Annotated in this window: 19 protein-coding genes and 5 pseudogenes; 14 read left to right on the top strand and 10 right to left on the bottom strand. The window is 68.2% G+C overall.

What is annotated here, in order from left to right; all coding sequences use genetic code 11:
• The first annotated feature begins 772 nt into the window (after window positions 1-772).
• Entirely contained in the window at window positions 773-2,026 is a 1,254-nt protein-coding gene (gene ltrA / locus ACGFWI_RS07570) for a group II intron reverse transcriptase/maturase (RefSeq protein ID WP_393904994.1), read from the top strand.
• A gap of 166 nt (window positions 2,027-2,192) precedes the next feature.
• On the opposite strand, the pseudogene ACGFWI_RS07565 reads toward ltrA, so the two are convergent.
• The 3 genes and pseudogenes from ACGFWI_RS07565 to ACGFWI_RS07555 all read right to left on the bottom strand — a co-directional run.
• Window positions 2,193-3,184: pseudogene (locus ACGFWI_RS07565) on the bottom strand (IS5 family transposase).
• 532 nt (window positions 3,185-3,716) lie between these two features.
• Window positions 3,717-5,912, bottom strand: coding sequence for an IPT/TIG domain-containing protein (locus tag ACGFWI_RS07560; RefSeq protein ID WP_393904993.1), 2,196 nt, complete (start codon window positions 5,910-5,912; stop codon window positions 3,717-3,719).
• Window positions 5,913-6,396: 484 nt separating this feature from the next.
• Window positions 6,397-6,828 (bottom strand): annotated as a pseudogene (locus ACGFWI_RS07555) (alpha/beta fold hydrolase); the annotation flags it as partial.
• A 706-nt stretch (window positions 6,829-7,534) separates the two neighbouring features.
• Here ACGFWI_RS07555 and ACGFWI_RS07550 point away from each other — a divergent pair.
• Complete coding sequence (locus ACGFWI_RS07550; protein ID WP_393904992.1) at window positions 7,535-7,711, top strand: hypothetical protein; 177 nt, start codon at window positions 7,535-7,537, stop codon at window positions 7,709-7,711.
• Window positions 7,712-7,804: 93 nt separating this feature from the next.
• Here the strand turns inward: ACGFWI_RS07550 and ACGFWI_RS07545 are convergent, their stop codons facing one another.
• On the bottom strand, window positions 7,805-8,110 hold the full coding sequence (locus ACGFWI_RS07545; RefSeq protein WP_393904991.1) for a helix-turn-helix domain-containing protein: 306 nt from the start codon (window positions 8,108-8,110) through the stop codon (window positions 7,805-7,807).
• Between the two features lie 65 nt (window positions 8,111-8,175).
• Between ACGFWI_RS07545 and map the strand changes: the two genes are divergently transcribed.
• The 4 genes from map (at window position 8,176) to ACGFWI_RS07525 (ending at window position 10,514) form a co-directional block, all read left to right on the top strand.
• Window positions 8,176-8,943 carry a type I methionyl aminopeptidase gene (gene map / locus ACGFWI_RS07540; protein ID WP_393904990.1) on the top strand — a complete coding sequence of 256 codons (768 nt, stop codon included), beginning with the start codon at window positions 8,176-8,178 and terminating at the stop codon, window positions 8,941-8,943.
• A 91-nt stretch (window positions 8,944-9,034) separates the two neighbouring features.
• On the top strand, window positions 9,035-9,292 hold the full coding sequence (locus ACGFWI_RS07535) for a hypothetical protein (protein ID WP_393904989.1): 258 nt from the start codon (window positions 9,035-9,037) through the stop codon (window positions 9,290-9,292).
• A 149-nt stretch (window positions 9,293-9,441) separates the two neighbouring features.
• Window positions 9,442-9,888 carry a hypothetical protein gene (locus tag ACGFWI_RS07530; protein ID WP_393904988.1) on the top strand — a complete coding sequence of 149 codons (447 nt, stop codon included), beginning with the start codon at window positions 9,442-9,444 and terminating at the stop codon, window positions 9,886-9,888.
• Between the two features lie 413 nt (window positions 9,889-10,301).
• A complete protein-coding gene (locus ACGFWI_RS07525) occupies window positions 10,302-10,514 on the top strand; it encodes a sulfurtransferase TusA family protein (RefSeq protein ID WP_393904987.1) in 213 nt (70 codons plus the stop codon).
• A gap of 420 nt (window positions 10,515-10,934) precedes the next feature.
• Here the strand turns inward: ACGFWI_RS07525 and ACGFWI_RS07520 are convergent, their stop codons facing one another.
• Entirely contained in the window at window positions 10,935-11,933 is a 999-nt protein-coding gene (locus ACGFWI_RS07520; RefSeq protein WP_393904986.1) for an NAD(P)H-dependent flavin oxidoreductase, read from the bottom strand.
• A 111-nt stretch (window positions 11,934-12,044) separates the two neighbouring features.
• Between ACGFWI_RS07520 and ACGFWI_RS07515 the strand changes: the two genes are divergently transcribed.
• From ACGFWI_RS07515 to ACGFWI_RS07480, 8 genes and pseudogenes are all read left to right on the top strand, one after another.
• Window positions 12,045-12,464 carry a winged helix-turn-helix transcriptional regulator gene (locus ACGFWI_RS07515; RefSeq protein WP_393904985.1) on the top strand — a complete coding sequence of 140 codons (420 nt, stop codon included), beginning with the start codon at window positions 12,045-12,047 and terminating at the stop codon, window positions 12,462-12,464.
• A 331-nt stretch (window positions 12,465-12,795) separates the two neighbouring features.
• Window positions 12,796-12,997 (top strand): annotated as a pseudogene (locus ACGFWI_RS07510) (transposase family protein); the annotation flags it as partial.
• A gap of 112 nt (window positions 12,998-13,109) precedes the next feature.
• A complete protein-coding gene (locus tag ACGFWI_RS07505) occupies window positions 13,110-14,282 on the top strand; it encodes an FAD-dependent oxidoreductase (RefSeq protein ID WP_393904984.1) in 1,173 nt (390 codons plus the stop codon).
• A 707-nt stretch (window positions 14,283-14,989) separates the two neighbouring features.
• Window positions 14,990-17,023 carry an ABC transporter ATP-binding protein gene (locus ACGFWI_RS07500; protein ID WP_393904983.1) on the top strand — a complete coding sequence of 678 codons (2,034 nt, stop codon included), beginning with the start codon at window positions 14,990-14,992 and terminating at the stop codon, window positions 17,021-17,023.
• Window positions 17,020-17,967 (top strand): NUDIX domain-containing protein, encoded by a 948-nt coding sequence (locus tag ACGFWI_RS07495; RefSeq protein WP_393904982.1) that lies wholly within the window; start codon window positions 17,020-17,022, stop codon window positions 17,965-17,967. Before ACGFWI_RS07500 ends, ACGFWI_RS07495 begins: the two co-directional genes overlap by 4 nt.
• Entirely contained in the window at window positions 17,964-18,269 is a 306-nt protein-coding gene (locus tag ACGFWI_RS07490; protein WP_393904981.1) for an ArsR/SmtB family transcription factor, read from the top strand. Before ACGFWI_RS07495 ends, ACGFWI_RS07490 begins: the two co-directional genes overlap by 4 nt.
• A 3-nt stretch (window positions 18,270-18,272) precedes the next feature.
• Window positions 18,273-18,779, top strand: coding sequence for an SRPBCC family protein (locus tag ACGFWI_RS07485; protein ID WP_393904980.1), 507 nt, complete (start codon window positions 18,273-18,275; stop codon window positions 18,777-18,779).
• The gene (locus tag ACGFWI_RS07480; RefSeq protein ID WP_393904979.1) at window positions 18,779-19,399 is read left to right on the top strand and encodes a dihydrofolate reductase family protein; all 621 of its coding nucleotides are present in this window, start codon (window positions 18,779-18,781) and stop codon (window positions 19,397-19,399) included. Before ACGFWI_RS07485 ends, ACGFWI_RS07480 begins: the two co-directional genes overlap by 1 nt.
• On the opposite strand, the gene ACGFWI_RS07475 is transcribed toward ACGFWI_RS07480, so the two are convergent.
• From ACGFWI_RS07475 to ACGFWI_RS07455, 5 genes and pseudogenes are all read right to left on the bottom strand, one after another.
• On the bottom strand, window positions 19,378-19,650 hold the full coding sequence (locus ACGFWI_RS07475; RefSeq protein WP_393904978.1) for a hypothetical protein: 273 nt from the start codon (window positions 19,648-19,650) through the stop codon (window positions 19,378-19,380). The two genes, ACGFWI_RS07480 and ACGFWI_RS07475, sit on opposite strands and share 22 nt — an antisense overlap.
• A 456-nt stretch (window positions 19,651-20,106) precedes the next feature.
• Entirely contained in the window at window positions 20,107-20,766 is a 660-nt protein-coding gene (locus tag ACGFWI_RS07470; RefSeq protein WP_393904977.1) for a YceI family protein, read from the bottom strand.
• 185 nt (window positions 20,767-20,951) lie between these two features.
• Window positions 20,952-21,607 (bottom strand): annotated as a pseudogene (locus tag ACGFWI_RS07465) (FAD-dependent oxidoreductase); the annotation flags it as partial.
• A 172-nt stretch (window positions 21,608-21,779) separates the two neighbouring features.
• Window positions 21,780-22,187 (bottom strand): VOC family protein, encoded by a 408-nt coding sequence (locus tag ACGFWI_RS07460; RefSeq protein ID WP_393905227.1) that lies wholly within the window; start codon window positions 22,185-22,187, stop codon window positions 21,780-21,782.
• A 216-nt stretch (window positions 22,188-22,403) separates the two neighbouring features.
• Window positions 22,404-23,197, bottom strand: a pseudogene (locus tag ACGFWI_RS07455) (IS5 family transposase).
• Window positions 23,198-23,240: the final 43 nt, after the last annotated feature.

The raw sequence follows: 23,240 nt of genomic DNA, 5'->3' as shown, positions 1-23,240 counted from the left end.
TGCCAGTGTCGTGCCAGATAGACCGGTAAACAGCGGTCACCAAGGGGCAGAGATTCAAGTGGGCACTCCTAGGCACTGTTTCTCGGATCATGTTCGGAGCCAGATCATGAGGGTCGCGACCGTGACGGTTCCGAGGTAGACGTAGGCGCGTTTCTCGTAGCGGGTGGGTGCGCCACGAGGCGCCATGGAATCGAGTGAGGTGAGAGACCTTCACCACCGGGTTGTCGTAGCAATCCGGTTGAAGCTGGGGGCAGTTCGGTTCGGGGGATGCCGAGCCGAGCGGTAAGCAGCCCCGACAACGCCGGGACGGTTTGGTACTGCCAGACGACCCGGGTCCGGCTAGCGAGGCAGGAAGGTGCACGCGAGAAATCAGTGCCTGACGCCCCGTAATTACGACACCGGCTCGAACCTGGCGGATCTGGGCCGGACGCAGTGCACGACCACCAGCGCTCGTCGGTGGTCGACTCCGAAGCCGACTCTACTCATCGGTGGGGAGGCCACGCCGAAAGTCTGCGGCGTAAGCGTGGCGATGCTGCCGGGGTAGAGCTGGGCACCTCACCTGTCGATCGATTTCGTGGTGAACGTGGGAACTGCCCGCGGGCGCCCCTATATCGGACATCCAGTCCGATCGGGGGCAGGCCCATCGCCGGCTGATGGCCGTCGGGCAGGACGGAGGCTCCGTAGTACTCCGAGGCCGGGAAAGCCGGTCACATGGGGAAGGGGGCCAGCAAGTCAGCAGTAAGGAGACTGGAATGCCAGGAGGCGGTCGCCGGTGAATGCCGACGAGCTGGAATGGGCCTTGATGAAGGCCGAACGCCGGGTACTGGAGATCCAGACCAAGCTGCACCGTTGGGCTGCCGATGATTCTCATCGCAGGTTCGACGACCTGTTCAACCTCGTGGCCGATCCCGCCTTCCTGTTGGTGGCGTGGGACCGTGTCCGGGGAAACAAGGGCGCCCGCACGGCCGGAGTGGATGGGAAGACCACCCGCTCCATCGAAGCCGGGCAGGGAGTCGAGGCGTTTCTCGACAATCTGCGGACCCAGATCAGAAACCGCAGCTTCCATCCGGTCCCTGTTCACGAGCGGATGATTCCCAAGGCGAATGGCAAGCTTCGTCGTCTCGGGATTCCGACCGTGGCGGACCGAGTGGTCCAGGCGTCCTTGAAACTGGTGCTGGAGCCGGTATTCGAAGCGGATTTCCTCCCGTGTTCCTATGGGTTCCGCCCGAACCGCCGAGCTCACGACGCGATCGCCGAGACTCGCTACCTCGCCAGCCACGGATACGAGTGGGTGGTGGAGGGCGACATCACGGCGTGCTTCGACGAGATCGCGCACGCGGCCCTCATGGAGCGGGTGCGGAATCGAATCGGGGACAAGCGGGTGTTGTCCTTGGTGAAGGCGTTCTTGAAGTCCGGGATCCTGTCCCGGGACGGAGCCTTCACGGACACACGCACCGGGACCCCGCAGGGCGGGATCCTGTCGCCGCTGCTGGCCAACATCGCACTCTCGGTCCTGGACGAGCACATCGCCCAGGGCCTCGGAGGACCAGATGGCACCTCCGAGGATCGGCGCAGGAGACGGCGCCGAGGATTGCCCAACTACCGGCTGGTCCGGTATGCGGACGACTTCCTCGTACTCGTCTTCGGGCGCCGTGAACATGCCGAGGAACTACGCGACGAGGTCGCAGAGGCATTGAAGCCAATGGGCCTTCGCCTGTCGGTGGAGAAGACAAATATCACGCACATTGACGAGGGCCTTGATTTTCTCGGATGGCGCATCCAGCGTCACCGGAAAATGGGCACTGACCGGCAGTACATCTACACCTACCCGGCACGGAAATCAGTGCGTTCCGCCACGGGCAAGGTGAAGGAGCTGACCGGACGGCAGAACGTCGGCTTGTCGCTGGAGTCCTTGCTCCACCGACTGAACTCGGTGTTGCGAGGATGGTGCGCGTATTTCCGTCCCGGAGTGTCGAACGTCGCTTTCTGTTACCTCAGCCACTACACGTGGATGAGGGTGACATGATGGATCCGACGCAAGCATCCCGGGATCACTTGGAAGCAGCTCCGTCGACGCTATTACGGCGGCGGCTGGTGGCCTGTCACGGAGGAAGCGGAACTGTTCAACCCGGCAAAGGTAAGCACGACCAGATACCGATACCGGGGAAAACTCATTCCGGCTCCGTGGCCCACTACGGCATGAGGAACTGAACACACCGAAACGGGATTTGTGGAGAGCCCGGTGCCCGGAGACGGGCACGCCGGGTTCGGGAGGCGGCTCGGGGAAACCCACTGGTGAAAATACCAGCAGGGCGCCCCGAGTCGACCTCACCGACGGCCCGGAAGCCCTTGAGGCGGTTGATGGCTCGCTCGACAGTGTTGCGTTTCTTGTAGCGTTCGCTGTCGAGTCCGGTGGGCCGGCCGCCGTCGGAGCCGCGGTTGTGCCGGTGCCGTTGCTGGTCGAGGCGTTCGGGGATGGTGTGCCGGATTCCGCGTCGTCGCAGGTAACGGCGGTTCTTGCGGGAGGTGTAGGCCTTGTCCGCCAGGACGTGGTCGGGTCGGCTGCGTGGCCGTCCGACTCCGGTGCGGGGCACGGAAACCTGCTCCAGCACCCGCTCGAGCTGGGGGCCGTCACCGTAGTGCCCGGGTGTCAGAACGAGCGCGAGGGGTCGGCATCGTCCCTCGGCGGCGAGGTGGATTTTGGTGGTGAAGCCGCCGCGGGAGTATCCCAGGCATTCGCCGATCTGACCACCTCCTCCAATCGGACGACCAGTTTCCGCAGCACCGGACCGACCCGGTTTGTCCCCTGCCCGGCCCCCTTTTGAGGAACCGCGGCTGGGGGCACCTTCCTCGCGCCGGCGGCGTGCTGGTGAGCCCGCACCGCGGTGGAGTCCACTGACACGTCCCAGTCGATTCGGCCCTCAGCGTCCTCGGCGGCCTGGACACGGGACAGCAGCATCGTCCACGTTCCGTCCGCTGACCAGCGGCGATGACGTTTGTAGACCGTCTCCCACGGCCCGAACCGCTCGGGAAGATCCCGCCACTGCACCCCCGTCCGCACCCGGTACAGCACCCCGTTAATCACCCGCCGATGATCACTCCACCGACCCCCACGCGCACCACCACGAGGCAAGAACGACTCCAGTCGATGCCACTCCGCGTTCGTTAAATCCCCACGACCCATGGAACCAGCCTGACCCCAACACCCCACCCACGTCCGGAGATCCGAGAAACAATGCCTAGCAGCTTGGAACTCGGATCCGACCGGGTGGAAGACTTCTCGGGAAGCGCTTTCGCCAAGCCGAGGATAGCCTCGCCGAACACACGGAGCGCAGCTCCTTGGTGCTGTCTGGTCGGCGTGCGGGAAGGACGGCGAGGGTGCATGCGACTCTGGCGCGGGGGATCTCGCAAGCGCTCGTCCTGGTGCGAACGATCAGCTGGCTTAAGCCACTTCGCGGGGCCCGATGCCGCGAAGTTCTCCGTGCCGGCCGCCGCATGACCTGAGCTCGTCCTCCGGCTGCGCCCTCAGGGAGGGCGTACGAACGCGATCCGTGTGCACGGTCGCCCGATGTGGGCGGCCGGGGACACGGATCGCGTTCTTCGTGCACGGTGGAGGCCGCTGTGTCGTGCCGGCCGGTCCTTCTCCGGCGGGCCCATGGCCGCTGACCCCGGCTGTGGGGGGTGGGCTCTGCGCAGACGGGGCGTCGGGGACGGTGTCAGAGGGCGAGGAAAGGGGCGTGGGCGGTGGACGGCTGGAGGGTGGGGGTGCCGGCGAAGGTGGCGTCGTAACCGCCGTTGAGGATGATCAGCAGGAGGCTGAGGACCTCGACGAGGCTTGCGGTGCCGTTGGCGTCGGTGATGGCGGTGCCCAGGAAGTGTCCGCCGGTGCTGAAGGTGATGATCTGGCCGGGGACGGGCAGTCCGGTGACCGTGTCGGTCAGCGTGGCGGTCAGGAACGGGAAGTGGAGTTGGAGGGGGAAGAGCTGGATGAGGGCGGGGGTGGCGGTGAGGCTGGTGGCGTGCGGGGTGACCACGGCTTGGTAGGTGAAGCAGCAGGCCAGGGTGGCGGTGCCGCCGGGGGTGGTGACGGTGACGGCGGCGGTGCCGGGGCTGCCGGGCGGGGTGGTGGCAGCGATCTGGGTGCCGGCGGGGTTGACGGAGACCGCGGTGGCGGGGACGCCGTTGAAGGTGACGGTGGCACCGGTCAGCCCGGTGCCGGTGATCGTGACCACGGTGCCGCCGGCCGCGGGGCCCTGTCCGGGGGTGATGCAGGTCAGCACCGGGACGGCGAGGTAGGTGAAGCCGCCCGGCACGGTGCTGGTGCCGCTCGGGGTGGTCACGACCACGGGGCAGGTGCCGGGGGTTCCGGGCGGGGTGATGGCGGTGATCTGGGTGCCGGCGGGGTTGACGATGACGTTGGAGGCCGGGCGGCCGCAGAGGGTGACGGTGGCGCCGATCAGGTCGGTGCCGGTGATGGTGACGAACGTGCCGCCGGCGACCGGCCCTTGGGCGGGGGTGATGCTGGTTGTGGTGGGGGCGGCGACGTAGGTGAATGCGCCGGGCAGGGTGACGGTGCCGACCGTGGTGGTCACCACCACGGTCGCCGGGCCGGGAACGCCGGCCGGGGTGGTCGCGATGATCTGCGTACCCGCGGCGTTGTAGAACAGGTTGGTTGCCGCATTGCCGTTGAACGTCACCGTGGCACCGGACAGATTCGTGCCGGTGATCGTCACCACTGTGCCACCCGTGACCGGCCCCTGCGCCGGGCTGATCGAGGTCACCGTGGGGGCAAGCAGGATGACGCTGACAGTGTTCGAACCGGTGTTGGTGACGTAGACGTTGCCGCTGGGCGCGACCGTCAGCGCTTCCGGGTCGGTGCCGACAGGGACCGTGTCGGTGACGGTGTTGGTGGCGCTGTTGATCACCGACACAGTGGCCGAACCCGCGTTGGCGACGAAGACGTTGCCGTTGGGCGCGACCGCCACCGCGCCGGGGAAGTTGCCGGTGGGCACGGTGGCGATGACGGTGTTGGTGGCGCTGTTGATCACCGTCACGTTGGCCGAACCCGCGTTGCCGACGTAGACGTTGCCGTTGGGGGCCACCGCCACCTTGAACGGGTTGGCGCCGGTGGGGAGGGTGGTGGTGACGGTGTTGGTGGCGCTGTTGATCACCGTCACGCTGTTCGAATTGGTGTTGCCGACGTAGACGTTGCCGTTGGGGGCTGCTGCCACCGACTGCGGGCTGTTGCCGACAGGGACCGTGGCGATGACGGTGTTGGTGGCGCTGTTGATCACCGTCACGCTGTTCGAACCCTGGTTGGTGACGTAGACGTTGCCGTTGGGGGCCACCGCCACCGCGTCCGGACCGGCGCCGGTGGGCACGGTGGCGATGACGGTGTTGGTGGCGCTGTTGATCACCGTCACGTTGGCCGAAATGACGTTGGTGACGTAGACGTTGCCGTTGGGGGCCACCGCCACCGCGAACGGGTTGGTGCCGGTGGGCACGGTGGCGATGACGGTGTTGGTGCCGCTGTTGATCACCGTCACGTTGGCCGAACCCTGGTTGGCGACGTAGACGTTGCCGTTGGGGGCCACCGCCACAGACGACGGGCTGTTGCCGGTGGGCACGGTGGCGATGACGGTGTTGGTGGCGCTGCTGATCACCGACACATTGGCCGAATTGAAGTTGATGACGTAGAGGTTGCCGTTGGACGCCGCCGCCACCCCGACCGGGGTCGTGCCGACGGGGATGGTGAGGGTCGCCAGGAGAAGAGCGAGCGACGGCTGGAGCGCCGAGACCCCCTGGGCACGGTGTGCCACGGTCGCGGCTGTGGGAAGCCCGCCCAGCAGGGAGACCTGGGCGAGTGCGGCAGGAATCCGCGGCGTCAGCCACGGCTGAATGGTCGTGCTCATGAGGAGCCCCTTCTTCGCGATGAAGTGGGGTGCCCGCGATCCCGGGCCCTGTGCGGCACCGTGTATCGCGGCCCTCTCGCCGGAGGGGCGCCTTCCAGGCATGTGGCCACACAGGCATGGGCTGCCCATCCCCCGGGGAGGGATGGGCAGCCCACCGGTTCGCATCAAGTAACCCATCAGAGTGGCGGCCTAGCAATGTCCTTGACGGGCGCTCACCCGGATGGCCGTGCCCGCCAGGCGGCCGGGCCTTGCTCCGCCATCAGCTCCGTCACCAGGCGTCCGTGATCTTCGCAGCCGGAAGGCTCAAGTGCAGGCTGTGCGCGTAGTTCTCCAGCTCATCCGTCATGCCGACGTGCTCGCTGCGTGCCACGGAGGTGTGGGTTCGGCAGATGCGGCGGACGCCGAGACCATCGGAAGCCAGGACACGGCTGCGGCGCTGGTGCCGGTCATCCGCGGCCTCCCTCCCCGGCCCCAGGCTTCGGCCTCAGTCCGCCGCCGCTCCCGTATGGGCCAGGATCGCCGCGGCGAGCGGCCCCAGTACGGCGGGCGGCAGCGCATGCCCCACCCCCGGGATCTCGACGACGGACGCGCCACGGACGCACTGCGCGAGGTGCTGGGGGTGCGGCGGCGAGAAGATCGGCGTGGCGGGGGCGCAGATCACCAGCGCCGGTACCTCGTTCGCGGCGAGACGGTCCGTGCGGAGCATGCCCTCCACCGCGCCGCAGGCGTGCGCGGTACTCGTGCGGTGGCGCCCCGTGTGGGCGATGACGCGCTGCTCCAGGGCGCGGAACCAGTCTGCGTCGAAGGGGAGTTGGTCACCGGCGACTACCCGCCAATGTGTGATCCGGCGGGCCACCTCGGCCGCCTCCCCGTGCTCCTCGACCGGGCGGGACCACAGCTCCAGGACCTCGGGCGCCCCGGCAGCCTCACCGCCGCCATCGGCTGCGATAAGCGACTCGTACGCCTCACCACATAGGACATGGCCTGATTAGGCGACGTCGCCGCGACCAACCTGACTCTCGATGCTCAGGACGGCCCGACCCAAGCAGAGAGGACCTCTTTCTCGACCGGGAAGAGATTGCGGCATCCTTTCGCCGGGGGCCTGCCAGCCGACGAGGCGCGATTCCTGGCCGACGCCCAGCCCGCCGTGGAGCATGGGCGCCCCGGGCGGCGCGGTCTCCACCACAGTGACGGTCCCTGACGGGCGGCGACGACCGCGGGCGTTGCTGTACTTCGCTGCTGTACAGCACCAGTTGGAAGATCGCGTATGTGGATGGGTGCTGACCTGGCGAGAAGGTGACCTGCGCGTTCCTGCGACGCTCGCCGGCATGCCCCTGTGCCCGTCAGTCGCCGCTTGATCGGGCACGCTGGGGGCACGAGCCCGATCGTGCCTACGTCAGGCGGTGGTGTGCGTCCGTTCGTCGTAGTCCGCGCGGGCGGCACGGATCACGTCCACGTGCTGGTCGGTCCAGCGGGCGAGGGCGCATGTCGCCGCGATGTGGCTTCAGGAGCGCAACGGCGGGCTGACGCCGCAGAAGGCGACGCCGAAGATGCAGGTCGCGGTGTGGTGACGGCGTGCGGCCGGGCACGAGTGGGAGGAGCGGATCTCCAACCGCACCGCGATGCCGAAGTGGAAGAACGGCGATGTCGCCGCCCGCCGCGAGTGCGTCGGCTACCGGGTCTCCCACACCTTCCCCGTGTGCGGGCACACCGCGAGGGTGAGGGCGCTCGCGGTCTTCGGGCAGGAAGCGACGGAGCCGACAGGCGGCCAGGTCGGTGTAGCCGCCGAGGTCCGCTAGGCGGTGCTCGGGCTGGTCGACGAGGTGATCAGCGTGCGCGCAGGCGTACCGGCACAGCGCGGTCAGTGAACCGCTGACTCTCCGAGTGCGGCGTTACGAAACCAGCGAAGGATGCCGTGTGACAGGCAGGACCGACTGATCCTCGACGGTTCGCTCCGCCTGGCTAATCTCGGCCCAGACGGCATCGAGAGACAGGCCGAGGGTGTCGGCGATCGCTGCGATGGTCGGGAAGGCGGGGGTAGCCACACGGCCGGATTCGATCTTCCGCAGAGTTTCCGGCGAGATGTGCGAAGCGAGCGCCACGTCCAGCATCGAGCGGCGGCCCCGGGCTCGGCGGAGCAGGGCGCCAAGGCGCTGTCCGCGTTCTACCTCGGCGGGGGTGAGCGGCAACCTGACCATGGCCCCATTCTAATACCGGTATAGTTAGACCGGGATAGTTATTGGACGTACATGAGAGGTCCCCCATGATTGAGATCCTGAACTCCGCGCGGCTTGAGCGGGCGAGGGACACCGGCGCCCTGGTCGGAAACATCCTGCACACGCTGAAGCAGCGCAGCACGGTCGGGACGAACCTGCTGGACATCGACCAGTGGGCCAAAGAGATGATCACCGAGGCGGGAGCGCAGTCCTGCTACGTCGACTACGCGCCTTCCTTCGGGCGCGGCCCCTTCGGGCACTACATCTGCACGGCCGTCAACGACGGAGTGCTCCATGGGCGGCCTCACAACTACACGCTGGCAGACGGGGATCTGCTGACTCTCGACCTCGCCGTAGCCAGGGGCGGGGTGGCCACGGACGCCGCGATCAGCTTTCTGGTGGGCAAGGCCAGGCCAGCGGAGAGCGTCGCGATGATCGAGACGACCGAACGTGCACTCGCCGCCGGCATCGCCGCCGCCAAGCCCGGGGCGCGCATCGGCGACCTCTCCCACGCCATCGGCACGGTCCTCAGCGAGGCGGGCTACCCGATCAACACCGAGTTCGGAGGCCACGGCATCGGCTCGACCATGCACCAGGACCCACACATCGCGAACACCGGACGGCCCGGCCGCGGATACAAGCTGCGCCCCGGACTGCTGCTCGCCCTGGAGCCCTGGGTCATGGCCGACACTGCCACACTCGTCACCGACGCCGACGGTTGGACGCTGCGCAGCGCGACAGGCTGCCGGACCGCGCACAGCGAGCACACCATCGCCATCACCGACAGCGGAGCCGAAATTCTCACCCGACCGTAAGGGAGCCCACACCGCTGCCGCCTCAGCAGACCCGGCTGCCAGGCGCGGCCGGGCCTCAACTATCCCGGCCGCCTCGAACCGGGAGGTCACCATGTCCGAGCTGATCGCCGCTTGCACACCGAACAGCCACCCGCACGATGGCGAGGTCCTGGTTGCCATCAACCTTCCGAACTGGGAGAGCTTCCAGAAGGTGGCGGCCTGCCCGCCGCTGCCTCGCCGACGCGGGCTTCGCCCCCAGCCAGATCTCGACTCCTCCGGCTCGGCCGGCCGGAGCCCCGCTGGCCTCGGCTTCCTCGTGCCCGTCGTGCGCACCGGGACGACCGTGCCCTCAGCGGCCGGCCACCGCTGACGAGCGACAGCCCGTAGGAGGGGCCGATGCCGCGGTCCTCGACTACGCCCGGCCGGGCGACACCGTCCACATCTCCGAGATGTTCCGCCTCGTACGCGGCACCGGCCACATCCTCGACGTCCTCCACGCCGACCGCCTCGTCCGGCCATGTGCGCGTAACGGCCCAGTGCCTCGATGCCGCACCGCCCGTTGAGGCGGCCGACTGGGAAGAGATCGTAGAGGTCAGCGTGCGGTCGGTCGCCGGCGATCCGCGCATCAACTCCGGTTACGACATCACGCCCGATGACCTTCCCGCGCTCAACCCCCAAGGACCGGGCTGGTATCGAATGCGCGTCCACGCATCGGGGCGTTCGATCAACCCGGACGGGGTCAGCGAAGAGCCTGGCGAGGACTACCTCATTGCCGTCTGGCCGCAAGAGCCGGCGGAGGCCGGCGTCATCCGCTCCAGCAAGATGATCGACGAGGCACTGCTGGCCAACGCCGACACAACACCCGACGACATTTCACACGCGACCCCGGAGCCGGACGACGCAGCCGAAAGAGACCGGAGGGCCGACGTACGAGCACGCCTTCTGCGGTCACTGCAAGACGACTGAACCACGAGTCCCGCGCCGTTCTCCTGCGACTTCCCTGACGAGAATTCCTGGCTCGCTGTCCACCGACCGCATGCCATGTCGGCCCTGGACATCTCGGGGCCGACAGCAGCCCTTGCGCCCGGTCGGCAGGCACCTGTGTCCCTGGAGGCTCCCGCCGAAGTCGCGGCGGTGCTGGAGGTCTGCACTCCTGGTCTCGGCTGTGTTGATATACCCCGACACCACCGCTGATGGCCATATCCGAATCTCCCCACCACGCGCTCGGGGCTGCCTCAGAGCTGCTCGGGTTGATTCCCCAGGTAGACGCCGCTGATCTGCGGACGGGTGCCACAATTGGTCCGGCCAAGGTAAGCAAGGTGGACAGCGGGACGGTCTCGGAGTGCGGAAGGCCGTACGGTCCGCTCTCGATGGTTGCGATGGCGGACCGTACAGGCCCGCCGGGCACCCTCGTGCACGTCATCACGACGGATCCGGCCGCTTCCCTCGACCTTCCCGCCTGGTGCCATATGACCGGCCATCACTACCTCGGGCCCGTGATCGACGGTGATTACAGCAGCGCCTACGCCCTGCGGCTCGCCGCCGGTGCACGCCCGACCCGCACCGACGCCCCCTGGCACCCTGCTCAGTAGGGCGTCTCCGATCCACCTCTTCAAGGATCTTCACGGGTGCATCACTGCTGGGTGCCACTCCGTCGCGTTGCACAGCCACGTCCTCAGCATCCCGCACCTCCGGTCGAGGAAGACGCTGCCCATGTCTGGCATCGCCCGTGCCCTCGTACCGGTGCGGCCCTCGGCACCGGGAATCCGACCGTCGTCGCGGTGATGGCCGGGCAAGGCATCAGGTCGTCGCTTGACCAGTGAGGCCGAGCGGCACATCGAGCCTGTTCACCCGCGGCTGTCCTCGTCAGAGGTGGGGGTGCGGCATCGGCAAACTCGTTCGTGAATATCTCTGCCCACCGTGAGGCGGCGCCCGGCCGCGGTGAGGCAGGGAAAAGCACGAAGCAGCGGCTCACCGCTGTAGCGACTGCGGTGTGCCGGGAGCCGACAGAGTCAGGGGGGCCCCGTCCGCCTCATGAGGGCCGCGGCATCCGCGGCGATGTCCGCCACGATGCGGCCCGCCGGGACGACGTCGTGGACGAGCCCGGCGCTCTGGCCCGCGTAGAGGGCGAGGGCCTCCACATCGCCCGACATGCCGGGCACGGGGACCATGTCGCCGTAACGCGACCAGTCCCGCCCGTCGGCGCTCCGGGCCACCACGGCGCCTTCGCCGGGACGGTTCGGCACGTCTGGACGGTCCGCGGCCTCCCAGGCGCGGAGCGTGGAGTTGCGCAGAACCCGATGCGGGGCGTTGGGCCAGCCGCCGTCGAAGCACCGTGTGTGCACCGCGTCCTGCGGCGCCGCCTGGATGACGGCTTGACGGTAGACCTCGTGCGTGGCCGCCTCGGATGCCGTCAGGAATCGAGTGCCCAGCCATCCGGCCTGGGCCCCGAGAGCCAGTGCGGCGGCGAGCCCGCGGCCGTCGGCAATGCCGCCGGCCGCGATGACGGGCACCGGGTGCACAGCGTCCACCACCGCGGGCACGAGCGCCATCGTGGTGGTCTCCCCGCGCACATGACCGCCCGCTTCATACCCCTGGGCCACGATCACATCGACGCCTGCGGCAGCGGCGCGTTCGGCCTCGGCGACGGAACCGACCGTGTGGAGGTGAAGGGCAGCGGCCGAGTGTGCGCGTTCGGCGACGGCCGAGGGATCACCCCAGAACGTCGAGATGGCCGGCACGCCTTCCGCCAGGCAGCCGTCGAGAAGCTCGTCGACCGGGAAGTCCAGCACCAGGTTCACGGCGAAGGGCCTCGGCGTCATCCGCCGAACCTCCCGGATCCGGCGCACCGCCTCCTCCGCGGTGACCCACGTCAGAGCAAGAGTGCCGAGTCCTCCCGCATCCGCGACCGCAGCCACCAGCTCCGTGGTGACCGCGGACCCGATGGGCGCCTGCACCACGGGTACCTCGATGGCCAGTTGCCGGCACAGAGGTGTGGTCAACGTCGTCATGCCCTCCTCCTCATGCAGGGTGCTTCGATTTTCGAATCACCCGGCGATGTTAATGTTTCGCAAACCGAAACGCCAGGGGCTGTGGATCTGCAGGAGCGAAGGAGGACCGCGATGGTCACACCGACACCAGGACGGCCGGTGCGTGGCTCGACCACCGGAAGCCCTCTCATGGCCGCGCTCGACCTGTTCGGCCGGCGATGGAGCCTGCGTGTGCTGTGGGAACTGCACGAAGGCGCCCTGGGTTTCCGTGCCCTGCGCGAACGCTGCAGCAACATGTCCTCCAGCGTGCTGCGTCAACGCCTCGTCGAGCTGATCGAGGCCCGTCTGGTGCACCAGACCCCGGACGCCCACTACGCCCTCACCGCGTTGGGGCGACAGGCTCACACAGCCCTCAGCCCCCTCGTCGACTGGTCCGTCGCCTGGGCCTCCGACCTGGCCGAGCAGTCCGCCGACCACGACGCCCCTATCGCCGACGCCCCGGACACACCCGGTACCTCTCATCGTCCGCTCGATGATGCCACCGGGACCTGAGCCGACGTTGTCCATACGGTCGCCGACACTCGACCGCGCCGACTACGCGGAGCCGGCCCCGGGCCACCTGGCGATAGTCGATAGTCGAACGCCCTGGAGAGCGGCAGCAGTTGATCGAGAACTTCCTGGCGGAGCACATTCTTTTGCCGCCGCGACGGGCCCTCGTGTGGGCTGCGGAGTGCTGAAACTGGGGCAGCGGTGTCTCGTAAACCGCCGTCCAAAGGCTGCTGCCCCGCTAACTGCCGGCCGCGGCTGAGATGACCTTGCAGTACCTGGTGTGATCACGGCGTCGGAGTCGTCTTGAACAGCCTCGTTCACCGGGCTGAGCCCCCTGCGTGTTCGCCAAGCCGATGCGCCAACTACGGCGCATGCAAGAGGGCATACCCCGCCGTGGCCGGCCATGGAGTCTGCCGCTGGAGGACCGGGTACTGCTGGTCGCGGCCTACTGGCGTACCAACCGGAGCCTGCGCCAAATCGCCCCGCGCTTTGGGATCTCGAAGTCGGCAGCCGATCGCATCATTGGCCGTGCCGGCCGGAGGCGAGAAACAAGGCATCGCCGCCTGAACACTGAACTATCGGGCCCGACCGGGTACATCATTGATCTGGACGCCCGATGGGGGCTGTTCCGGAAGAGCGGAGTGGTACGTGACACGCATACTGGTCATCGGCGGCGGGATCGCCGGTACGGCGACCGCGCTGGCCCTGCACAAGGCAGGATTCGACGTCGCCGTGCACGAGGCGCATCCCGACACAGCCGAGGACATCGGGGCGTTTCTGACCTTGGCGAGCAATGGAATGCGTGCGCTGGCGCAGCTCGACGCCTCGGATGTGGTCACCGCGATCGGTTTTCCGCTGCACTCGATGCGTGTTCTCGACGACCAGGGTGGTGAGGTGGCCCACGTGCCACTGGGCGAGGCCGATGACGCGCTCCTGCAGTACCGGTGCCTGCGCCGTGGCGAGTTGAACGCAGCCTTGCAGGCCGAGGTCATCCGCCGGGGCATCGGGCTGTCGCACGGGGCGCGGCTGGTGTCCGTCGAGAACGGCGCGGACAAGGTGACCGCGCGTTTCGCCGACGGCAGTGTCGCGACCGGTGATCTGCTCGTCGCCGCAGACGGCCTGAACTCGACCATCCGGCGATCGATCGCGCCCGGCGCAGAGCCGGTCTACGCGGGGCAGAGCGTCTTCTACGGCTACACGCGCAGCACCCCGGTGGCGGAGGACACGGGGCACATCACCATGGTGCGGGGCAGCAGCGCCGCCTTCGGCTACGCGGTCTCGCCGGACGCGGAGACGTACTGGTTCGCCCGCGTCGCCGGTCAAGCCATCCCCGCCGATGAAATCGCTCACCCCGCACCCGCCCGTTGGCGGGAGCAACTAGTCGAGTTGCTGCGCAAGGACCCGACCCCAGCTGCGGGCATCGTCGCGGCCTCCACCGACGGCATCATGGCCACCAACGCCACCGAGATCCCACTCGGAACGCCCTGGCGCTCCGGGCGGACGCTGATCATCGGTGACGCGGCGCATGCGGCTTCACCGGCGACGGGGCAAGGGGCTTCGATGGCGTTGGAGGACGCCGTCATCCTCGCCAAGTCCCTGCGGGACACGCATGATCTGGACAGCGCGCTCTCCCTCTACGAGGCATGCCGCCGCCCACGCGTGGAGCACAACATCACCGCCAGCGGAGAGATCTCCCGCGGCACCCGCACCCCGCCACGCACCGGCCGGGCACCGTCCCCTCAGCGTCCCGGTGACGACACGCTGGCCCGCCAGCTGGACTGGGACCTCGATATGAACGCCGTCTCCGGCAACACGGACTAAAAAAACTGATCGTTTCAGAATGAGGGGCGGAGCCGCCTCAAGCAGATGATGCTGCAGGCGAGTTCGTTCGAGGGCCCCTGGTGCAGGTCGGCTCGTATCTCGTCCGGTCGCCGTTTGGGCCCTGCTCCCCGTGCCTCCGGGGATGGCCCGCCGTGAACCGCGCCTTCGAGCGCTTCGACGTCTGCTCCCCGCACCCGCGGGGACGGCCCCCATGACGGTGCTCGCCCCGGACGCGCTCGACGCGTGGAACCGGACCCTGGAGACCTCAGCCGCCTGAGTTTGCTCCGCCCCAAGGCAGCGGCACGCATCCGCCGGTGCCCTCCCAGCCATGCCCACAACCCCGCCCTTCGCGAAGCCACCCACTGGCGGCGCAATACCCCGAAAGGGCGACCCACGCTGTTCGAGTACCCGCAGACGCTCACAGGTCAACTGCCATGCGCCCTGCGCCAACGACTGGAACATGCGTTCATCACGTGCTCCCGAAGTACCCGTTACGGGGCGGGATCCGGCCCGTTCTTAGAGCACGTGTACTGATCGATCCCTCCCGGAGGAACCGTGAATCCCGTAGCCGTACTCGTGAATGGACCCGCCGCGTTCGAACATCGCCCAGCCTTCGTCTGCCGGCCCCAGGGCTCCGCGGTGCATGCGGTTGACGCTTGCGAGCGTGGCGCTTCGCGCTCATCACGACCGGATCCGAGGTGGGGGGCATGAGCGAGTCGACCTCCTCCGCCGACATTCCCGGCCCGCGGGGCAAGGTGCCCGCACCTCTCCGCGATCCCCTGGCGCTGCCGCCGGCGGCTATGCCCGCAGGTCCGGCGAGCGACGACATCGCCGACGACATGAAAGAGGCGTACTGGTCGATCTACGACGGCGCCGCCGCCAAGGCGACAGTCGGCCAGATCCTCGCCGGACTCCCCCGTATCGTGCGCCAGATCGGGCAGTTGGCGTGGCGGGCCGACCGGCCGGCGACCGTGGCCGTGGTGGTGCTCCAGCTGGTGTCCGCGGCGATGTCCGCCTTCGGTCTGGCAGCGTCCGTCGCCGTCCTCCACCAGCTGTTCGCCCAGGGCCCGACCCCGGACAAGGTCCGCTCCGCCGTCCCGCAGATCCTGCTCGTGGTGGCCTTCCTCTCCGCCCGGGCTCTGCTCGAAGCCGGGGTAGCCGTCGCGCAGGCCCGCGTGACACCGAAGATCCGCACCGCCTTGGAGAGCGACTTCCTCCAACTGACGGCCCACGTCAGCCTGGAGGTGGTGGACGACTCCGACTGGCACGACGACGTCTACCGGGCCAATGACCGCGGGCTCTTCTACGCCCGTCAGATCGTCGGCCAGGTCGTCTCCTTGGCCTCCGCCTTCCTCGGGCTGATCGGCACGGCCGGCGTCCTGACCGTCCTGCACCCCCTGCTGCTGCCCCTGCTTCCGCTGTCCGTCCTGCCCGTGGGAGCGGCGGCCGTACGCACCGCGCGGGCGCGCTTTCACAGCTTCAGGCGGTGGAATGCTCTGCAGCGCCGGGTGCGGGTCTTCTCCTGGCTCCTGCTGGACCGCGACTCGGCCGCCGAGCTGCGTGCGGACACCGCCCAACGGGCCCTGCTCGACGAGCATCATCGCCTCACGACACGTATCGCCGAGGAGGACACCCGCCTGGGGGTGAGTGCGGCCCTCCTCACGCTGGCCGGTCGTGGCCTGGGTGGCGCCGGGGCCGGTGTCACGTACGTCGCACTGGGGGCCATGCTGATCGCCGGGTGGCTTCCGCTGGCGGCCGGCGCGGGCGCGGTGATCGCCATCCAGGTCAGTCAGACATCCCTGACCCGGTTTGTCGATATCGCCCACCTGGTCTACGAGCACGCGATGTGGGTGAGCGACCTCCTGGCTTTTCAGGAGCGATGCCGCACCCTGCAGCCCCGCCGCGGAAAGCAGACGGCACCCGAAACCGTCAAAACGATCACGCTGCGGAACGTCAGCTACACCTACCCCGGCAAGGACTCCCCAGCTCTCGATGACATCTCCCTGACCCTGCACGCCGGGGAGACCGTGGCCTTCGTCGGCCTCAACGGGTCCGGGAAGAGCACCTGTTCACGGCTGATCGCCGGTCTCTACGATCCGCAGGAAGGGTCGGTCCTGTGGGACGGAGTGGATGCCGCGGACCTGGACACCGAATCCCTCCAGCGGCGTGTGGCCACGGTGCTGCAGGATCCGGTCCGTTTTCCCTTCAGCACGCTGGCGAACCTCACGGTCTCGCGCGGCACGCTCACCGAGGCCGATCCCCAGCGGGCGCTGGACGCCGCGAGAGCCTCCGGTGCCGAACAGGTCATCGCCGACCTGCCGGGCACCTGGCAGGCGCTGCTGTCCAAGCGGTTCCGCGACGGACAAGAGCTGTCAGCCGGACAGTGGGCGAAGATCGCCGTGGCGCGCGGACTCTACAAGGACGCCCCGGTACTGCTGCTGGATGAGCCGACTGCGAGCATGGACCCGCGCGCCGAACACGACGTCTATCAGGCCGTGCTGCGCGGCAAGCTCCGCGACGACCAGATCACCGTGCTGATCTCCCACCGCCTGGCCAGCGTCGTCGACTGCGACCGCATCTACGTTTTCGACGACGGGCGCATCACCGAGGCGGGACCCCATCAAGAACTCATGGCCCTCGGGGGCGACTACGCCCAGATGTTCACCCTCCAGGCGGCCGGCTACCAGACCGCGTCCGCAGCCTCCGACTCCGACTCCGACTCCGGGACGGTGCACCCGTGAACGAGGAGACCTCACAGCTCAACTCCGCTCTGCTGCCGGAGCATGAGCAGGCGAACGCTTCGGCGCTGATTCACGACGGGGCCGGAGCGTACCTGCTGCACCTGCGGGACGAGATTCCCGGGATCTGGGAGCCGGGGTCGTGGTCCCTGCTGGGCGGCGGCCGTGAACCGGGCGACCGGTCCCTGGAGGAGACGGTCCGGCGCGAACTGCGGGAAGAGGCCGGCCTCGACATCCCCAGCCTCGTCCCCTACGCCGTGGAGGAAGCCCGGAGCAGCGATGGCACCGTCGTCCCGATTCAAATCTTCGCCGGCCAGTGGAACGGCGACCCCGCGTCGTTGCCGCTGACCGAGGGCGTCATGCTGCACTGGTTCCGGCCGGATGTCATGCCGCGCCTGCGGATGGCCCCGTCCACCCTCGATCTGGTCCGCCGCCACGCCGAGACGCATCCCGCCGCCCACCGCACCCCGCGACCGCGTCCCGCTCGCGTGGCGACCGCGGGCGGAAGCACCGTACTCAATGGCGTTGGCGTCCACCTCTATCTGGAGAACGCCGACGGCGAGGTGCTGCTCGGTCTGCGTCACCCCGACTCCGCCTACGCCGGATCGACATGGCATTTCCTGGCAGGCCGCTGCGAGCAGGAGTCGGCCCTCGCCTGCCTCGTCCGCGAGGCACAGGAAGAAGCGGGGCTGCTGATCGAGCCCGGCGACGTCGAACTCACTCATGTCGTCCACCTCGTGGACACGCCCGGCGGCCGGCCACTGATGCAAATGATCTTCCGGGCTCGCCAGTGGTCGGGAACTCCGGAGGTCCGGGAGCCCGACAAGTGCACGGGCTGGGGCTGGTGGCACCTGGACGAACTCCCGGCGCCGATCGTGCCCTTCACCCGGGCGGCCATCGACGGCATCCGTGCAGGCCGCCTCTACACGGAGATGGGCTGGTCATGACCGCTGAGACAAGCCGAGGAACGGACCGAACCGGCACGCAAGGCGGCGCGCAACCCCGGCAGGGCCCGGCCGAGGAGCTGGGAATGACGCAGCCCGGGGCGTCCAAGCACCTGCGGGTGCTCCGCGAAGTCGGCTTGGTGCGGGACCGCAAGGCGGGCAAGCAGCGCCTGTACGGCCTGGACGCACGTGGGCTGCGAACGGTTCATGAGTGGACCGGCGGGTTCGAACAATTCTGGAACGAGAGCTTCGACCGGCTGGACGCATACGTGCAAGAACTCAAGCAGGCAGGGCGACAGGAGTAGCTGATGAATTCGACTGGACGAGAAGCGCCGTCGCAGTCCGCGACGGCCGACCGCGAGATCGTGATTTCCCGGGACATCGACGCCCCACGGGAACTGGTGTTCGAGGCGTTCACCGAGGTGCGGCACCTGTCGCGCTGGTGGGGGCCAGAGGGGTTCACCACCACTACGCGGGCCTTCGAGTCCCGCGTCGGCGGGGTGTGGGAATTCGTGATGCACGGGCCGGACGGCACCGATTACAGCGAGTGGATCACCTGGACCGAGATCGTCCCGCCGGAGCGAATCGCGATGCTCCATGGCGAGTACCGCGGCGACCCGAATGCGTTCGAGTCGGTCCTCACGTTCGCGCCCCACGGGGAGACGACCCGGATCCAGATGGTCACGGTCTTCCCCACCAAGGAGCTGCGCGACGAGGCGATCAAGAAGCACGGCGCGATCGAGGGTGGTCAGCAGACCCTCGGCAACCTGGCTGCCTACGTCGCGGAGATCGCTCGGAAGGGAGTTGAGGACTGATGGTCGGCAAAGTGTTCTTCAGCGTGTCGATGTCGCTCGACGGGTTCATCGCGCCCGAGTCCCCCGAAGAACTGATGGGGCAGCAGTGGATGGAACTGCAGCAGTGGGTATTCCCACAGCGGTTCTTCCGAGAGAACCTGAAGCTCGGGGAGGGCGGCGAGGAAGGGCGCGACAACGACATCGTGCGGGAGACGTTCGAGCGCACCGGCGCAAGCGTGATGGGCAAGCGCATGTTCGACGCCGGCGAGCAGGCGTGGCCCGAGGATCCACCGTTCCACACGCCGGTGTTCGTCGTGACGCACGAGAAGCGTGACCCCTGGGTGCGGCAGGGCGAGACCACCTTCTACTTCGTCAACGACGGCATCGAGTCCGCGCTCGATCAGGCCCGCGAGGCCGCGGACGACCGAGACGTCCGCATCGCGGGCGGCGGCGCGACGATCATGGAGTACGTGAACGCCGGCCTGATCGACGAGTTCACGATCGCACTCTCGCCCGTGCTGTTCGGCTCCGGAATCCGCCTGTTCGAGGGCGTCGACGCGAGCCGCGTGGCTCTTGACCTGGTCCGTGCAGAGCCGTCGCCGAGGACGACGCACCTCAGTTACACCGTGCATCCGCGGTAAGCGCGGAGGGCGGCCATGAGGAATCTGGCGGGAGCGACGACGACGTCGGCCTCGTGCTCAGCTACAACGTCGATGCGGGGGGCGTCGGCCAGTTCGCGGGCCCCCTGCTCGCCGACATCCTGGGCGGCGCGGTCGGAACGGGCGGTGCTCATCGCCACCGCGGCACTCGCCGCTCCCGGTTTGATCATCGCGCTGCTCACATGCTCCTCTGCACCGGGAACATGCTCGGCGACGAGAACACACAGGTTCATCAATTTCATCGAAGCGGCCTACATCACGCCGGTGAGCGAGGCACAGTCGGCCTGACAGTAGCCGCTCGTCAGAACCGTTGAGTGGCCGTCCCACTCCTTCGACGGCCACCACCGCACGCCACCACGCAGAGGAGCAAAGAACTGAACACATGGACCTGACAGGGAAGCCTGCAGTTGCCCGCACTGCTGCGCTGCGCTGATCCGCCCCGAGCCTCCGGATGTGGCGCCACACGTTCGCGTAGCTGCGCCGCGCCGCGCGCACCCAGGACGGAACGGAGCGCCAATCGACAAGCCACCTCGCGCTCACCTCAGGCCGGCCCGAACAGGATGTTGCATCCGTTCTCACGACGGCGGGCCGTGAGAACGGGTGCACGTCAGACCAGTTCCGTGTGACGGCACGCAGCTCGCCTCGTCGAGCTTGTAAGCGTACGGAACGCAGGGGACCTTCCGGGGCAGCTACGCCACGGGCATGGCCCGGATCGCGGAGATGTCGAACTGCAGCCGAACTTTCTCGCTCACCATGGCGCCGCCCGCCTCCAAGCGTTGGTTGTAGACCAAGCCCCAATCGGTGCGGTCGATGGTGGTGGTGGCGTCAAAGCCGGCCCGCTCATAGCCGAACGGGTCCACGACCGAGCCGAGGTAGTCGAGTTGCAGCTCGACCGGCCGGGTGATGCCGCGGATAGTCAGGTCCCCTGTCATGCGGAAGCTCTCCGCACCCTCGTGGATCGTGGAGGTGCTGCGGAACACCATCTCCGGGTAGCGGTTTGCGTCGAAGAAGTCCGTGCCGATGAGGTGTGCGTCCCGCTGTTCTACGCCCGTGTCGACGCTGGCGACCCGAATGACGAGGACGGCCCGGGACTGGGAGGGCCGCGCCCCGTCGAAATACAGCGTGCTGTCGTAATCGGCGAAAGCACCCCGCACCGTCGTGACCATCGCGTGCCGCACGGAGAATCCGATGCGACTGTGCGGGCGGTCGATGGTCCATTGCCCGGTCAGCGCACGAAGTGCGGGGTCGAGCGCGACTCCGGTGGCGTCGGCCGCCGGGAAAGGGGTACGGGGGCCAACAGCCTGCGTCGGCTCGATAGCCGTGCTCTGGCGACGGCTGAATATACCCATGCGGTCGTAGCCTCCTTCGAATCGGATTGCTCCGTGCTATCACGGCATAGACAAGCGCTACACAGCGAGATGGGCGGCCTCGTCCGGATTCCATGTCCCCGACTGCAAAGATGCACAGGATCGACACGAATATGGATGCACTGACGGACAGTCCATGATCCGCAGGATGTCCTCCCAGCGCCGCTCGATCCTCGCGAGGTGGCCAGGTCGGCGCCTTCGCCGTTCGGGGCCGAGAGGTGGGCCGCGGCGCCGACCAACGTCACCCGCGGCGCCCATCCCAGCGGTGCCCGATCGGCAGAGTACAGAGGGGGCGCAGGACCGGCGCGGTGTCGCCGTCGGTGATCAGCGCGGTGAGCTCCGGCGCCCAGCCGTCGAACTCCTGCGCGATCTGCGCGGCAGCATCGGTGAAGTCGATGGCGGCGAACCAGTCCTGCGGCTTGGACAGCGCCACGTAGGTGTGCAGGGTCCCGCCCCTTTCCCGGTGAGCCTGGATCCCCTTGCCCGGCGCGAGCGCAAGCAGCGATCCGCCGCCGACCACCTTCGCGGCGGCCGGGCGCCACGTGTCAGCGTCGGACAGGTAGGTCTCGACGAACGACATGCCGGTGTACTCGGGTGTGGCGGTGGAGAGCAGCGGCCGGACCCGGAACACGCGCCGTCCGCACCGTCCGCGCCGACCAGCAGGCTCGCGACGACGGTGCTGCCGTCGGCGAAGCTCACCTCGTAGCGGCCCTCGCCGAGGGCACGGGCGCCGCTGACCTTGTACCCCCCACCGGACGGTGCCGTCCGGGAACGAGTCGAGCAGGATCTGTCGCAGCTCGCCGCGTTGCACCTCGGGGCGTCCCTGGAAGATCCTTCGCGACTGCCGACTGAAGGACGATGGCATTCACACCGCGAAGCTCGGCATCGCCCGACTTCACCACCTCTCCCCCACGGATGACTCCCGCTCCATACGGGACCACCTTTGAGAGAGGCTCAAGGGAGACGGTTCCCCACCTCGCCGTCTCGGAGAATGCTCAGTCGAGACAGAACTCGTTGCCCTCGATGTCCTGCATCACGATGCACGAGTCGTTGCCGTCGTACAGTAGCCGCACGCGTACCGCGCCGAGCGGGACCAGGCATGCGCACTCGGCTTCGAGTGCGGCGAGGCGCTCCTCGCCCACGAGCCCAGTGCCGACCCGTACGTCGAGATGAAGCCGGTTCTTGACAGCCTTGCCTTCGGGAACGCGCTGGAAGTACAGGCGCGGGCCCACACCTGACTCATCTCCCGGTGAGAATCCGCATCTTGACGGGGGATGATCCTTGCGATCCGCTGCTGTGTCGTGCGGTCGCAGGCGGTGCCCCGACTTCGATGCTGCCACGGGGTTGTCCGTCGCTCCGGACCAGGCCGCGGCCACGGATATCGCCGCGTTTCCCGAGGACAGCCTGCCGACCCGGGTCCGCACCTACGGAGAAGACTCCTCCCGTGTGAGGACCGGACCCACACCCCCAGGCTCTTGGACATCAGGTGATTCAGACCGGACAGCCCGCGGGAACGATGCAGCCCTGGCGGCGTAGCCGACCGGTGGGACCCAGGACCCAACCTCGACCAACCACCCTCATGCCAAGGATCAGTTACGGGGCAGCCCTTAGCGGGTGTCTCACGTGACAAGTTTCGCGAGCTTCTTGTAGCAGGTCAGGGCGGCGGCCAAGCCGAGGAAGGCGAGGAAGTGCGAGCCCTTTCGTTCGTATCGGACGGTGAGGCGGCGGTAGCCGAAGAGCCAAGCGATCGACCGTTCGGTCTTCCAGCGGTGCCGACCGAGGCGTTCGCCGGACTCGATGCCGGGCCGCGCGATGCGCGCGACGAGCCCGCGCTCGCGCAGCCAGGCCAGGTGTCGGCGGAGAAGTACGCCTTGTCCGCGCGGAGTTTGACGGGTCGGCGCCGCCGTGGTCCCCGGCGGGACCGGACGGCGGGTATGCCGCGGATGAGCGGCTTGAGGGCGAGGCCGTCGTGCATGTTCGCGCCGGACACGGCGACGGCGAGCGGGATGCCCTGGGCATCGGGCAGCACGTGCAGCTTGCTGCGCGATCGACGTCAGCGATCCCCCCTTTTGGCGCGAACGGAGGCCGCGTCGACGATCGCCGAGGTCCAGTCCACCTCGCCCCGGGCCCCGAGTTCGTCCAGCACCGCCCGGTGCAGCCGACGCCACAGGCTGGCCTCGGTCCATACCGTGAAGCGGCGATGCGCGGTGGCGGGCGACGTGCCGAACGTCGGCGGCAGATGCCGCCAGCCACAGCCGCTGGTCAGCGCGTACGCCACTGCCGTGAACACGGCCCGCTCGTCACACGGAGCGGTCCCACCACCTTGCGGACGAGCAGCGAACGACGGCAGCAACGGGGCGGCCAGCTCCCAGAGTTCATCAGGAACCAGATGCTTCGATAGATCAGCACCCACGACCGGCATCATGCCGCACGAACATCAAGTCACGTGAGACAAC

The sequence above is a fragment of the Streptomyces sp. NPDC048434 genome, from assembly GCF_043200375.1.
GTDB lineage: Bacteria > Actinomycetota > Actinomycetes > Streptomycetales > Streptomycetaceae > Streptomyces.
The sequence above is the reverse complement of the archived record's forward strand: the minus strand, read 5'-3'. Positions and strand labels throughout refer to the sequence as shown.

Bases quoted from the DNA above. Each gene is read 5' to 3' on its own strand.
- ACGFWI_RS07560 (WP_393904993.1), bottom strand. From the start codon at position 5,912: ATGAGCACGACCATTCAGCCGTGGCTGACGCCGCGGATTCCTGCCGCA.
- ACGFWI_RS07550 (WP_393904992.1), top strand. From the start codon at position 7,535: ATGCCGAAGTGGAAGAACGGCGATGTCGCCGCCCGCCGCGAGTGCGTC.
- ACGFWI_RS07545 (WP_393904991.1), bottom strand. From the start codon at position 8,110: ATGGTCAGGTTGCCGCTCACCCCCGCCGAGGTAGAACGCGGACAGCGC.
- map (WP_393904990.1), top strand. From the start codon at position 8,176: ATGATTGAGATCCTGAACTCCGCGCGGCTTGAGCGGGCGAGGGACACC.
- ACGFWI_RS07535 (WP_393904989.1), top strand. From the start codon at position 9,035: ATGTCCGAGCTGATCGCCGCTTGCACACCGAACAGCCACCCGCACGAT.
- ACGFWI_RS07525 (WP_393904987.1), top strand. From the start codon at position 10,302: ATGGCGGACCGTACAGGCCCGCCGGGCACCCTCGTGCACGTCATCACG.
- ACGFWI_RS07520 (WP_393904986.1), bottom strand. From the start codon at position 11,933: ATGACGACGTTGACCACACCTCTGTGCCGGCAACTGGCCATCGAGGTA.
- ACGFWI_RS07515 (WP_393904985.1), top strand. From the start codon at position 12,045: ATGGTCACACCGACACCAGGACGGCCGGTGCGTGGCTCGACCACCGGA.
- ACGFWI_RS07500 (WP_393904983.1), top strand. From the start codon at position 14,990: ATGAGCGAGTCGACCTCCTCCGCCGACATTCCCGGCCCGCGGGGCAAG.
- ACGFWI_RS07490 (WP_393904981.1), top strand. From the start codon at position 17,964: ATGACCGCTGAGACAAGCCGAGGAACGGACCGAACCGGCACGCAAGGC.
- ACGFWI_RS07485 (WP_393904980.1), top strand. From the start codon at position 18,273: ATGAATTCGACTGGACGAGAAGCGCCGTCGCAGTCCGCGACGGCCGAC.
- ACGFWI_RS07480 (WP_393904979.1), top strand. From the start codon at position 18,779: ATGGTCGGCAAAGTGTTCTTCAGCGTGTCGATGTCGCTCGACGGGTTC.
- ACGFWI_RS07475 (WP_393904978.1), bottom strand. From the start codon at position 19,650: ATGAACCTGTGTGTTCTCGTCGCCGAGCATGTTCCCGGTGCAGAGGAG.
- ACGFWI_RS07470 (WP_393904977.1), bottom strand. From the start codon at position 20,766: ATGGGTATATTCAGCCGTCGCCAGAGCACGGCTATCGAGCCGACGCAG.